General features: G+C 60.5%; 10 protein-coding genes and 1 pseudogene. 7 read left to right on the top strand and 4 right to left on the bottom strand.

What is annotated here, in order from left to right; genetic code table 11:
- Window positions 1–23 precede the first annotated feature (23 nt).
- From AC19YS_RS23220 to AC19YS_RS23210, 3 genes and pseudogenes are all read right to left on the bottom strand, one after another.
- Window positions 24–284: pseudogene (locus AC19YS_RS23220) on the bottom strand (hypothetical protein); the annotation flags it as partial.
- A 78-nt stretch (window positions 285–362) separates the two neighbouring features.
- Window positions 363–1,553 (bottom strand): methionine adenosyltransferase, encoded by a 1,191-nt coding sequence (metK, locus tag AC19YS_RS23215; RefSeq protein WP_099234792.1) that lies wholly within the window; start codon window positions 1,551–1,553, stop codon window positions 363–365.
- Window positions 1,554–1,572: 19 nt separating this feature from the next.
- On the bottom strand, window positions 1,573–2,568 hold the full coding sequence (locus AC19YS_RS23210; RefSeq protein ID WP_200622147.1) for an ArsR/SmtB family transcription factor: 996 nt from the start codon (window positions 2,566–2,568) through the stop codon (window positions 1,573–1,575).
- A 257-nt stretch (window positions 2,569–2,825) separates the two neighbouring features.
- Between AC19YS_RS23210 and tkt the strand changes: the two genes are divergently transcribed.
- The 6 genes from tkt (at window position 2,826) to fba (ending at window position 9,183) form a co-directional block, all read left to right on the top strand.
- Window positions 2,826–4,823, top strand: a complete 1,998-nt coding sequence (gene tkt, locus AC19YS_RS23205; RefSeq protein WP_500602733.1) for a transketolase — start codon at window positions 2,826–2,828, stop codon at window positions 4,821–4,823.
- A 138-nt stretch (window positions 4,824–4,961) separates the two neighbouring features.
- On the top strand, window positions 4,962–6,017 hold the full coding sequence (epd, locus tag AC19YS_RS23200; protein ID WP_106575626.1) for an erythrose-4-phosphate dehydrogenase: 1,056 nt from the start codon (window positions 4,962–4,964) through the stop codon (window positions 6,015–6,017).
- A 17-nt stretch (window positions 6,018–6,034) separates the two neighbouring features.
- Window positions 6,035–7,198 carry a phosphoglycerate kinase gene (locus tag AC19YS_RS23195; RefSeq protein WP_106575625.1) on the top strand — a complete coding sequence of 388 codons (1,164 nt, stop codon included), beginning with the start codon at window positions 6,035–6,037 and terminating at the stop codon, window positions 7,196–7,198.
- Window positions 7,199–7,227: 29 nt separating this feature from the next.
- A complete protein-coding gene (locus tag AC19YS_RS23190) occupies window positions 7,228–7,455 on the top strand; it encodes a hypothetical protein (protein ID WP_106575624.1) in 228 nt (75 codons plus the stop codon).
- Window positions 7,456–7,517: 62 nt separating this feature from the next.
- Entirely contained in the window at window positions 7,518–7,850 is a 333-nt protein-coding gene (locus AC19YS_RS23185) for an MliC family protein (protein ID WP_119737525.1), read from the top strand.
- Window positions 7,851–8,118: 268 nt separating this feature from the next.
- Complete coding sequence (gene fba / locus AC19YS_RS23180; RefSeq protein WP_500602732.1) at window positions 8,119–9,183, top strand: class II fructose-bisphosphate aldolase; 1,065 nt, start codon at window positions 8,119–8,121, stop codon at window positions 9,181–9,183.
- Between the two features lie 285 nt (window positions 9,184–9,468).
- Here the strand turns inward: fba and AC19YS_RS23175 are convergent, their stop codons facing one another.
- Window positions 9,469–10,134 carry a polysaccharide lyase family 7 protein gene (locus AC19YS_RS23175; RefSeq protein WP_106576070.1) on the bottom strand — a complete coding sequence of 222 codons (666 nt, stop codon included), beginning with the start codon at window positions 10,132–10,134 and terminating at the stop codon, window positions 9,469–9,471.
- Window positions 10,135–10,443: 309 nt separating this feature from the next.
- On the opposite strand from AC19YS_RS23175, the gene AC19YS_RS23170 reads away from it, so the two are divergent.
- Window positions 10,444–12,549 carry a putative bifunctional diguanylate cyclase/phosphodiesterase gene (locus tag AC19YS_RS23170; protein ID WP_106575622.1) on the top strand — a complete coding sequence of 702 codons (2,106 nt, stop codon included), beginning with the start codon at window positions 10,444–10,446 and terminating at the stop codon, window positions 12,547–12,549.
- Window positions 12,550–12,570 lie beyond the last annotated feature (21 nt).

Genomic DNA, 12,570 nt, shown 5'->3' with positions numbered 1-12,570 from the left:
GGCTTTTTACCGGGTGTTTCGAATTACTTGAACAGGCCGCCCAACGCTTTCACCGCATCGTTCTTATCCATCTTGGCTTCCTGTGTTTGCTGCCTGGCGTCGACTTTGGCTTAAGACTCGGCCAGTTTGTTACAACCTTTGTTGACCTGCTCTCGTGCGGCTTTAAAAGCCTTCACGCTCAGCACGTCGTTCTTGGCCTGCGCCACGTCAATCTTGCTATGCAGGTCTTTGGCGTGTGGCTGGCAGTCGCCGGGTTTGTCGCCCAGTCGGGAACTCAGGGCGCCAAATGTGTAATGCCTGTTGCGCAGGCAATAAAAAGCCCCGCCGGGCGAACCCGGCGGGGCTTTTGGGGCAGCGCGTGCTTACAGGCCGGCGGCCGTGCGCAGGTCGTTGGCGCGGTCGGTTTTTTCCCAGGTGAACGTGGTGAAGGTGTCGTCGCCGACAGTCTTCTGCGCAGGGGTACGGCCGAAGTGGCCGTAGGCTGCAGTTTCCTGGTACATCGGGTGCAGCAGGTCAAGCATGGTGGTGATCGCGTATGGACGCAGGTCGAAGATCTCGCGCACCAGCTTGACGATTTTGTCGTCGCTGATCTTGCCGGTGCCGAAGGTATTCAGCGAGATCGACGTAGGCTGGGCTACACCGATAGCGTAGGAAACCTGGATCTCGCAACGCTCGGCCAGGCCGGCAGCGACGATGTTCTTGGCCACATAACGACCGGCGTAGGCCGCCGAACGGTCAACCTTGGACGGGTCTTTGCCCGAGAACGCGCCGCCGCCGTGACGGGCCATGCCGCCGTAGCTGTCGACGATGATCTTGCGGCCGGTCAGGCCGCAGTCGCCCACCGGGCCACCGATGATGAACTGGCCAGTCGGGTTGATGTGGAACTGGGTGTCCTTGGTCAGCAGTTCGGCCGGCAGCACGTGCTTGACGATCAGCTCCATCACGCCTTCGCGCAGGTCGGCGTAGGACACGTCCGGGTTGTGCTGGGTCGACAGTACAACGGCGTCGATACCCACGACTTTGCCGCCTTCGTAACGGCAGGTCACCTGGGACTTGGCATCCGGACGCAGCCACGGCAGCAGGCCGTTTTTGCGGGCCTCGGCCTGACGCTGCACCAGCTGGTGCGAGAAGGTGATCGGCGCCGGCATCAGCACCTCGGTTTCGTTGCTGGCGTAGCCGAACATCAGGCCCTGGTCGCCAGCGCCCTGATCTTCAGGCTTGGCGCGGTCCACGCCCTGGTTGATGTCGGGCGACTGCTTGCCGATGATGTTCATCACGCCGCAGGTCGCGCCGTCGAAGCCGACGTCGGAACTGTTGTAGCCAATCTTGGTGATAACGTCGCGCACGATCTGTTCCAGATCGACCCACGCGGTGGTGGTGACTTCACCGGCGATGATCGCCACGCCCGTTTTCACCAGAGTCTCGCACGCCACACGGGCGAACTTGTCTTCAGCAATGATGGCGTCCAGCACCGCATCAGAAATCTGGTCGGCGATTTTGTCCGGATGCCCTTCAGACACGGACTCGGAGGTGAAAAGGGAGTATTCGCTCATCTCGATGTTTTCCTGATATTTACCGATGGTGAGTGTCGCCAGCCGGCCGCTGAAAATGGCGGACCTGAATCTGGAAACCATTACGTAAACCTACATAGAGGCTTTCCCCGGGAACGAGTCCCGCAGCGGTGGCCCAACGGGCCAGATCGTCCTGTTCAAAACCCAACCAGAGATCACCGCAGGCCTCCTTGGCCCAATTCTGGTTGTGGCTGCATAAATCTGTGACCAGCAGGCTACCGCCGGGTTGCAGCAAATTTGCCATCTGCTTGAGGGCGTCGGCGGGGGCGGCGAAATGGTGCAAGACCATGTTCAACACCACGCAATCGGCCCGCAGGTTTGTGTCGTTCAACGCGTCCGCCAGCTGCAGGCTGACATTGCCCAGCGCCTCGCGCTCGCACAACTGGCGCGCCAGTTCGAGCATCGCCGGGCTGTTGTCCAGGGCCGTCACCTGCTTGAAGCGGCGCGCCAGCTCCGGCAGGAAACCGCCATCGCCAGGGCCGACTTCCAGCGCCGTGGCCGAATAACTGAAGCCCAGTTTGTCCAACAGCGCCAGTACGCTTTCGCGGTATTGCGGCAAGCCGGCAATCAGGTCTTGTTGGGCGCGAAACTTCTCGGCGACCCGTGAGAAAAAATCCTGGCTGGCGGCAGCGCGTTGTCCGTGAACTTGGCTGATGCGCGACTGCACGTCGCCGGGCAAGCTCAAGCTGTCCACCTCTTCCAGCAGCGCGGCGTGCAGTTTGCCGCCGAGCAGCTCGGTGTGGGGCAGGGCGCGGCGGTAAAAAATCGCATTGCCCTCGCGGCGGGTGGCCACCAGGTCAGCCTGGGCCAGGACCTTCAAATGGTGGCTCATGCCGGATTGGCCAATAGCGAAGATCTGCGCCAGTTCCAGTACGCCGAAAGAGTCGTTGGCCAGTGCGCGCAATACGTTCAGGCGTAACGGATCACCAGCGGCCTTGCACAAGGCTGCCAGTTCATCGCCGTCGTCAGGACGCAGGGAGGGCACGGGTAGGTTCATAAGGCCAGCAGTCTAGTGACGGGCGGATATCCCCGCAAGGCCAATATCAAAAAGTTTTGATATTGGTCGATAATCGGTAGTTATAAGCAGCCGCTATAACCTTTAGACGAAGCGGTCAGGCTTTTCTGCAAGCGATTAGCGCGCAAACCGCAGGAAAAACACCTCAAGTGACTATCTGTGATTGCCCGCAGGCGGTGGCTGAGGGAAAATGCCGATCCTTTTTTCCGTTTCTTTTAAGCAACCCCAGGAGATCAGCGATGCCCAGCCGTCGTGAGCGTGCCAACGCCATTCGTGCCCTCAGCATGGATGCCGTGCAAAAAGCCAACAGCGGCCATCCCGGTGCCCCGATGGGCATGGCGGATATCGCCGAGGTACTTTGGCGTGACTACCTGAAACATAATCCGAGCAACCCGTCGTTCGCCGACCGTGACCGCTTCGTGCTGTCCAACGGCCATGGCTCGATGCTGATCTATTCGCTGCTGCACCTGACCGGCTACGACGTCACCATCGATGACCTCAAGAGCTTCCGCCAGCTGCACAGCCGCACCCCGGGTCACCCGGAATTCGGCTACACCCCAGGCGTTGAGACCACCACCGGTCCGCTGGGCCAGGGCCTGGCCAATGCTGTTGGCTTCGCACTCGCTGAAAAAGTCCTGGGCGCGCAGTTCAACCGCCCTGGTCACAACATCGTCGACCACCACACCTATGTGTTCATGGGTGATGGCTGCATGATGGAAGGCATTTCCCACGAAGTGGCTTCCCTGGCCGGTACCCTGGGCCTGGGCAAGCTGATTGCCTTCTACGATGACAACGGCATCTCCATCGACGGCGAAGTCGAAGGCTGGTTCACCGATGACACCCCGAAGCGTTTCGAAGCCTACAACTGGCAAGTGATCCGTAACGTCGACGGCCACGATCCGGAGGAGATCAAGACCGCCATCGACACCGCCCGCAAGAGCGAGCAGCCGACCCTGATCTGCTGCAAGACCACCATTGGTTTCGGCTCGCCGAACAAGCAAGGTAAAGAAGACTGCCACGGCGCCCCACTGGGTGACGCGGAAATCGCCTTGACCCGTGAAGCGCTGAAGTGGAACCACGGCCCGTTCGAAATCCCGGCTGACATCTATGCCGAGTGGAACGCCAAGGAAAAAGGCCTGGCGACCGAAGCCGAGTGGGACCAGCGTTTTGCGGCCTACTCCGCCGAATTCCCAGAGTTGGCCAACGAACTGGTACGCCGCCTGGCCGGTGACCTGCCTGCCGACTTCTCGGAAAAAGCCTCGGCCTACATCGCCGAAGTGGCGGCCAAGGGCGAGACCATCGCCAGCCGTAAAGCCAGCCAGAACACCCTGAACGCCTTTGGCCCGTTGCTGCCTGAAATCCTCGGCGGTTCGGCTGACCTGGCCGGTTCCAACCTGACCCTGTGGAAAGGTTGCAAAGGTGTCTCGGCCGAAGACGCCAGCGGCAACTACATGTACTACGGCGTGCGCGAGTTCGGCATGAGCGCCATCATGAACGGCGTGTCCCTGCACGGCGGCCTGGTGCCTTACGGCGCAACCTTCCTGATGTTCATGGAATACGCGCGCAACGCCGTACGTATGGCCGCGCTGATGAAGAAGCGTGTGATCCATGTGTACACCCACGACTCCATCGGTTTGGGCGAAGACGGCCCGACGCACCAGCCGGTCGAGCAACTGACCAGCCTGCGTACCACACCGAACCTGGATTGCTGGCGCCCAGCCGACGCGGTCGAATCTGCCGTGGCCTGGAAACACGCCATTGAGCGTAAGGACGGCCCTTCGGCGCTGATCTTCTCGCGTCAGAACCTGCAGCACCAAGTGCGTACCGACGCGCAGATCGCTGCGATCAGCCGTGGTGGCTACGTGCTCAAGGACTGCGTTGGCGAGCCGGAGCTGATCCTGATCTCCACCGGTTCCGAAGTCGGCCTGACCGTTCAGGCCTACGACAAGCTGACGGCCCAGGGCCGCAACGTGCGCGTTGTGTCCATGCCGTGCACCAGCCTGTTCGAAGCCCAGGACGCCGACTACAAGCAATCGGTTCTGCCGTTGCAGGTCAGCGCGCGTATTGCCATCGAAGCGGCTCACGCCGACTACTGGTACAAGTACGTGGGCCTGGAAGGCCGCGTGATCGGCATGACCACCTACGGTGAGTCGGCGCCGGCGCCAGCGTTGTTCGAAGAGTTCGGTTTCACCCTGGAAAACATCCTGGGTCAGGCTGAAGAGCTGCTGGAAGACTAAGTCAGTCTGCGTTGTCTGCACTGGCGCTATCGCGGGCAAGCCCGCTCCCACATTTGGATCGCGGTCTAATGTGGGAGCGGGCTTGCCCGCGATGGCGTCAGAGCATTCAACACCGAACTAACATTGATCGAGAACCCCATGCCCCAACCGCGTCCCTACAAAGTTGCACTCAACGGCTACGGCCGCATTGGTCGTTGCGTCTTGCGTGCTCTGTTTGAGCGAGGGGCGGCGGCCGGGTTTGAAATTGTCGCGATCAACGATTTGGCCGACATGGCCAGCATCGAATACCTGACACGCTTTGACTCCACCCATGGCCGGTTTCCCGGCGAAGTGCGCGTTGAAGGCGACTGTCTGCATATCAATGGCGACTGCGTGAAAGTCCTGCGCAGTGCCACCCCCGAGGGCATCGACTGGGCGGCGCTGGGCGTCGACCTGGTGTTGGAATGCTCCGGTGCTTACCACACCCGTGCCGATGGCCAGCGTTTTCTCGACGCCGGCGCACCGCGTGTGCTGTTTTCCCAGCCGATGGCCAGCGAGGCGGATGTCGACGCCACCATCGTCTACGGCATCAATCAGGATTGCCTGACCGGCAATGAGCTGCTGGTGTCCAACGCCTCCTGCACCACCAACTGCAGCGTGCCGCTGTTGCGCCTGCTGGATCAGGCGATTGGCCTGGATTATGTGTCGATCACCACGATTCACTCGGCGATGAACGACCAGCCGGTCATCGACGCCTATCACCACGAAGACCTGCGCCGCACGCGTTCGGCTTTCCAGTCAGTGATTCCGGTGTCTACCGGGCTGGCGCGAGGTATCGAAAGATTGTTACCGGAACTTGCCGGGCGAATTCAAGCCAAAGCCGTACGGGTGCCGACGGTGAACGTGTCTTGCCTGGACATCACCATGCAGACTGTCAGCGACACTGACGCGACGGAGGTCAACCGGATTCTGCGCGACGCCGCCACCAGCGGCCCGCTCAAGGGTTTGCTGGCCTACACCGAGTTGCCGCATGCCAGTTGCGATTTCAACCATGACCCGCATTCGGCGATTGTCGATGCCAGCCAGACCCGCGTTTCCGGCCCCAGGCTGGTGAACATCCTGGCTTGGTTCGACAACGAATGGGGGTTTGCCAACCGAATGCTGGATGTTGCCGAACATTATCTGCACATCGCCTCCACACAACCTCAACAGTAATTCAGGAACTGCGACCCATGACCGTGTTGAAGATGACCGACCTCGATCTGCAAGGTAAGCGCGTACTGATTCGCGAAGACCTCAACGTCCCAGTCAAGGACGGTGTTGTCACCAGCGATGCGCGAATCCTGGCCTCGCTGCCGACCATCAAGCTGGCCCTGGAAAAAGGCGCGGCCGTGATGGTCTGCTCCCACCTGGGTCGTCCGACCGAAGGTGAGTTCTCCGCCGAAAACAGCCTCAAGCCGGTAGCCGACTACCTGAGCAAGGCCCTGGGCCGCGACGTGCCGCTGGTGGCTGACTACCTGGGCGGCGTTGACGTCAAGCCAGGCGACATCGTGCTGTTCGAAAACGTGCGCTTCAACAAAGGCGAGAAAAAGAACAGCGACGAACTGGCCCAGCAATACGCGGCCCTGTGCGACGTGTTCGTGATGGACGCCTTCGGCACCGCGCACCGCGCCGAGGGTTCGACCCATGGCGTGGCCAAGTTCGCCAAAGTCGCCGCCGCCGGCCCGCTGCTGGCCGCAGAACTGGATGCACTGGGCAAGGCCCTGGGCGCTCCGGCGCAGCCAATGGCGGCCATCGTGGCCGGTTCCAAAGTCTCCACCAAGCTCGACGTGCTCAACAGCCTGAGCCAGATCTGCAACCAGTTGATCGTCGGCGGCGGCATTGCCAACACCTTCCTGGCCGCAGCCGGCCACCCGGTGGGCAAGTCCCTGTACGAGCCGGACCTGCTCGACACCGCGCGCGCCATCGCGGCCAAAGTCAGCGTGCCGCTGCCGGTGGACGTAGTCGTGGCCAAGGAATTCGCTGAAAGCGCCGAAGCCACCGTCAAGCTCATCGCTGACGTGGCCGCCGACGACATGATCCTGGACATCGGCCCGCAAACCGCAGCCAACTTCGCTGAACTGCTGAAGTCGTCCAAGACCATTTTGTGGAACGGCCCGGTGGGCGTGTTCGAGTTCGACCAGTTCGGCAACGGCACCAAAGTACTGGCCCACGCCATTGCTGAAAGCTCGGCATTCTCCATCGCCGGCGGTGGCGATACCTTGGCGGCCATCGATAAATATGGCGTTGCTGACCAGATCTCCTACATTTCTACCGGTGGCGGCGCGTTCCTCGAATTCGTCGAAGGCAAAGTGCTGCCGGCCGTTGAAGTGCTGGAAACTCGAGCCAAAGGCTAAGGCTCGTGATCCGGAAAAGGAGTATTCCCATGATCAAGTCGTTGGCACTGGTGATCGCAGCGGGCCTGTTGGCCGGCTGCGGCAGCACGCCAAGCGCGAAGCCTGCCGCTGCAGAGCCTGCGCCTACGCAGAAAAAGAGCTGCTACCAGGCTGACTGGCAAGCCGAAACCATGCCGGTGATCAACAAGCGCATCGGCAACGAGCGGCTTGAGCAATACGACGCCGCGCCCAACGGTCAGGAACAGGGTTGCCCTTGACGGGTCTGATCAACTAACCGACAGCTTTGGCGGCCTTTTGGGTCGCCGTTCGAGGATTGGCAATGAAAGGCGTTTTCGCCCTGGCAGCCCTGGCCTTGTTGGCCGGCTGCAGCAGCATGAACATGTTCAACAAGGCAGAGCCGGCCGACAAGTGGACCACCTGGACGTGCGACAGCAAGGCCGAGGTCAACTGGCGCTTTGCCAACCAGGCGCGTTCCGAGGTGGATGTACGCCTCGGCGGTTCCGACCAGGTTTATCGTCTTAAACAGGACGTTGCTGCCTCGGGCGTGCTGTACAGCAACGACCAGTTGGCGTTTCACCAAAAAGGTGAGGAAGGCCTGATTTACTGGGTCGCCACCGATGATTTGATTGGGCGAGGCTGCAAGGCCCAGTAGTGAGCCCAATGAAAATCAAATGTGGGTGTGGGCTTGCCCGCGATGACGGTGGGTCAGTTACCGAAGATGTCGACAGACAAATCGCCATCGCAGGCAAGCCAGCTCTCACATTGATCGGGTTTCAAATTGGAGCTTGTGTCAGGTCCGTCACTGCAATAACGATTCAGCAGGCCAAGCCTTAACCCCTTGATCTGCAATAACTTGAATAGCAGCCGCCGCTACGGCAGGCTTGCACGATTAACGACCCACGATCGGGAGAGACAACACAATGGCACTTATCAGCATGCGTCAAATGCTGGACCACGCAGCCGAGTTCGGCTACGGCGTCCCAGCCTTTAACGTCAACAACCTTGAGCAGATGCGCGCCATCATGGAAGCCGCTGACAAGACCGACTCCCCAGTGATCGTTCAGGCTTCGGCCGGTGCCCGCAAATACGCCGGTGCCCCTTTCCTGCGTCACCTGATCCTGGCCGCCATCGAAGAATTCCCGCACATCCCGGTGTGCATGCACCAGGACCACGGCACCAGCCCTGACGTGTGCCAGCGCTCCATCCAACTGGGCTTCAGCTCGGTGATGATGGACGGCTCCCTCGGCGAAGACGGCAAGACCCCAACCGACTACGAGTACAACGTACGCGTGACCCAACAAACCGTGGCCATGGCTCACGCCTGCGGCGTTTCGGTTGAAGGCGAGCTGGGCTGCCTGGGTTCGTTGGAAACCGGAATGGCCGGCGAAGAAGACGGCATCGGCGCTGAAGGCGTGCTGGACCACAGCCAGATGCTGACCGACCCGGAAGAAGCCGCTGACTTCGTGAAAAAGACCCAAGTGGACGCCCTGGCCATCGCCATCGGCACCAGCCACGGCGCTTACAAGTTCACCAAGCCGCCTACCGGCGACGTGCTGGCGATCGACCGCATCAAGGAAATCCACAAACGCATCCCTAACACCCACCTGGTGATGCACGGTTCTTCCTCGGTACCGCAAGAGTGGCTGGCGATCATCAACCAGTACGGTGGCGACATCAAAGAAACCTACGGCGTGCCGGTTGAAGAAATCGTCGAAGGCATCAAGTACGGCGTGCGCAAGGTCAACATCGACACCGACCTGCGTCTGGCGTCCACCGGTGCGATGCGTCGCCTGATGGCCACCAACCCGAGCGAATTTGACCCACGTAAATTCTTCGGTGCCACTGTGACCGCGATGCGTGACGTGTGTATCGCTCGTTACGAAGCGTTCGGTACGGCCGGTAATGCTTCGAAGATCAAGCCGATCTCCCTGGAAGCGATGTACCAGCGTTACCTGAAAGGTGAGTTGAACGCCAAGGCGAACTGAGCCTCAGGCGTTTAAACAAAAAGCCCGCAGCGATGCGGGCTTTTTTGTGGCCGGGATTTGACCCTTGTGCGTTGCGCCGAGCTGATTCGCCGCAGGGTTGCCCTGCCAATGCAGATTGCCTGTGGGTGCCGAGCTTGCCCGCGACGCGGCGTGTCAGTGACCGAATGGGTTGGCTGACAGTCTGCCATGGCGGGCAAGCCCGGCTCCCACAGGGATCAGCGGCGTGTTTAAACGCGAATAATCCGTGGAGTCGTAGGGCCAGGCCTGCTTGAAATCAGGCGACACTCATTCGTGATCAATATCCAGCTTCGCAAACGTCACCCGCGCGCCTTCCTTGCTGTTGCCACTGTTGTCCTGCACATACGCGCCGGCCTTGAAATACAGCGGTTTTGCGCCCCACGCGGCACCAATGCGCTCATTCCACTGGCCGTCAGCGGCCTCGACGGTCAGCAGCCCGGCTTTATTGAGGTTGATCACGTAGGTGAAACTCTTCTCCAGCGGCACATTGGAGGCCACGATAATCACGCGGCCTTCATCCTCGTCCGGGCGCATGCGCACTTTGGCGACAATGTTGCCGGTCTGGGTTTTTTCCTTGAATTGATATTCAAGCTTGATCAGGGGTTTCTGGCTGTCATAGGCGTGGATCTGACCGATGACTACTTTGCCGCTCGAGGGCACCTGGTTGACGGCCAGGGTGGCGCGCAGAAAGTTGTCGGCGTCGGGGTAAGTCCAGTTACGCAGACGCCCGTCGGCATAGGTTTCGCGCAATTCGCTGCGCGGGTAGACGGCGTTTTCTGTGCGCGTGCCGGTCACGGGTGTCCAGAATTGCACGTCGCTGCCTTCGGCCTGGAAATATTGGTCCTTGAAGCCGCTAAGCAGTTTCGGAGTGTCGATGGTCGTGGGCGGCGAGCCGACCGGAATGCTCAGGTTCCAGGTGGAAAGGTCGATCATGGTGTTGGCCTTTTTACAGAGGTGAGGCTTTGGCCCGGGGGCCATTCACGTTCTTTATAGGCGGTGATCGTCCGGTTGTTAAACAATTGCTGGCAATTTATTGGCGTCAGAGGAGTGCCAAAAAGCCATGTTTCCCATGGGCCGTGGGCTGTAGCGCTTGACCGTTAGTCGGCTTCCTGAGCTTTGGCGCAATGATGGCACCCGCGTCACTTCTGCTTTTTTAGAACCGGGGCTAGAGTGAGGCCTCAGTGTTTGTCCGGTTTTTATATCAGAAGTGACCGGTACAGCCCTTCAAGGAAGAGACGTAGCATGGATTGCGCTCCACACCCCGGCGATGGTAGTTCGGTTCTTCTGGTGGTTGATGACTACCCGGAAAACCTCATCAGCATGCGTGCGCTTTTGCAGCGTGAAGATTGGCACGTGATGACCGCGGCTTCCGGGCTGGAGGCGTTGGAGTTACTGCTCGCGCACGAAGTCGACCTGGTCTTGCTGGATGTGCGCATGCCCGGCATGGATGGCTTTGAGGTTGCGCGCCTGATGCGTGGCAGCCAACGCACGCGCATGACGCCAATTATCTTCCTGACCGCCCATGCCCAGTCGCCTGCCTCTGTATTGGAAGGCTATGCCAGCGGCGCCATTGATTACCTGTTCAAACCCTTCGACCCCCACATTCTCAAGCCCAAGGTGCAGGCGTTGCTGGAACACCAGCGCAACCGCCGTGCCTTGCAGCGCCTGAGCCATGACCTGGAGTCCGCGCGCGCCTTTAACGCCTCGGTGCTCGACAACGCCGCCGAGGGCATTCTGGTGGTGGGCGAGGGCAGTGTGATCCAGTACGCCAACCCGGCCATTTCGCGGCTGCTGAATGCGACGATGGCCGAGTTGCAGGGCGAAAGCTTTTTGAGCTTCCTGCAAAAGCCCCATGTGCCGGCCTGGCTGGGGTTCGCGATGTACGAGGCGTATCGCAAAGGTGAGACATGGCGCCAGCACGACGCCATTTTGCGCACCAGTCGCGGCCAGCAGGTGCCGGTGGCATTGTCCTGCGCGCCGTTACCCGCCGAGCAGAAGGCCATGGTCGTGACGGTGCTGGACATGTCCGAGGTGCGCCATCTGCACCAGCAGTTGGAGTTCCAGGCGGTGACCGACCCGTTGACCGGCCTGCTGAACCGGCGCGGCTTCCACCAGGCAGTGGAAAACACGTTGCTGCGCAGCGAGCGAACCGAGCAATCGCTGGTGCTGCTCTACCTGGACCTCGACGGCTTCAAGCGGGTCAACGATTCGTTGGGCCACGACGCGGGAGACCGGGTGCTGCGCTGGGTTTCCGAGCAAATGCAGGCGTGTCTGCGTTCCTACGACATTCTTGGGCGCATGGGCGGGGATGAGTTCACCGCATTGGTGGAGCTGGAATTCCCGGAACAGGCGGCGAAGATTTCGGAAAAACTGATCGAACGCGTGTCGGTGTGTCAGCAGGTCGACGGTTTGGATGTGATGCTTGGCGTCAGCATTGGCATTGCGACCTTCCCGGACTGCGGCTCGGACCTCAATGGCCTGCTGCGCGCGGCCGACATCGCCATGTACGAAGCCAAGCGTGCGGGGCGTCAGCAATATCGCTATTACGATCAGGAAATGAACGGCCGTGCCCGCTCGCGTCTGATGCTTGAAGACAGCGTGCGTACCGCGATTCAAAACAAGGATTTCACCTTGGTGTACCAGCCCCAGGTCTCGCTGGAGGACGGGCGCTTGCGTGGCGTCGAAGCGTTGTTGCGCTGGCAGCACCCGAGCGTCGGCGATGTGCCGCCGGGCTTGTTTTTGCCGTTGCTTGAAGAGGCGCGGCTGATCAGCCAGTTGAGCGCCTGGATTTACCAGCAGGTCGCCGCCCAACGTCAGGCCTGGCAAACCAGCTTCGATGAAGAACTGGTGCTGAGCGTGAGCCTGAGCAGCAGTCAGTTCAACATGCCCAACCTGGCCGGCCAACTGCAGCAGGTCCTTGAGCGACATGGGTTGCAGGCGCGGCAGCTGGAGGTGGAAATCAGTGAAGACAGCCTGATGAGCAACCTTGATGAAACCAACAAGCAGCTCAAGTTGTTGCGGCGGATCGGCGTGCGTATTGCCCTGGATGACTTCGGGTTGGGCCAGTGTTCGCTGGCCCATCTGCGTGACCTGGAGTTCGATACGTTGAAGCTGGACCCGCAATTGGTGGCGCGTCTGCCGGGTTCGGTGCGGGACGCCGCGATGGCGCGCAGCATCATCCAGTTGTGCGGGCATTTTGATGTGTTAGTGATCGCCGAAGGCGTGGAAACACTCGAACAGGCGCAATGGCTGAAGGCCAATGGTTGCTCGTTCGTCCAGGGGCCATGGGCGGCCCAGCCCTTGATTGCTGAGGAAGTGGCCGATTGGTCTCACCCCCGTCTGCTTTGAATTCGCTACACTGGCGCCCAT

The organism is Pseudomonas sp. MF08831, assembly GCF_059862645.1.
The sequence above is the reverse complement of the archived record's forward strand: the minus strand, read 5'-3'. Positions and strand labels throughout refer to the sequence as shown.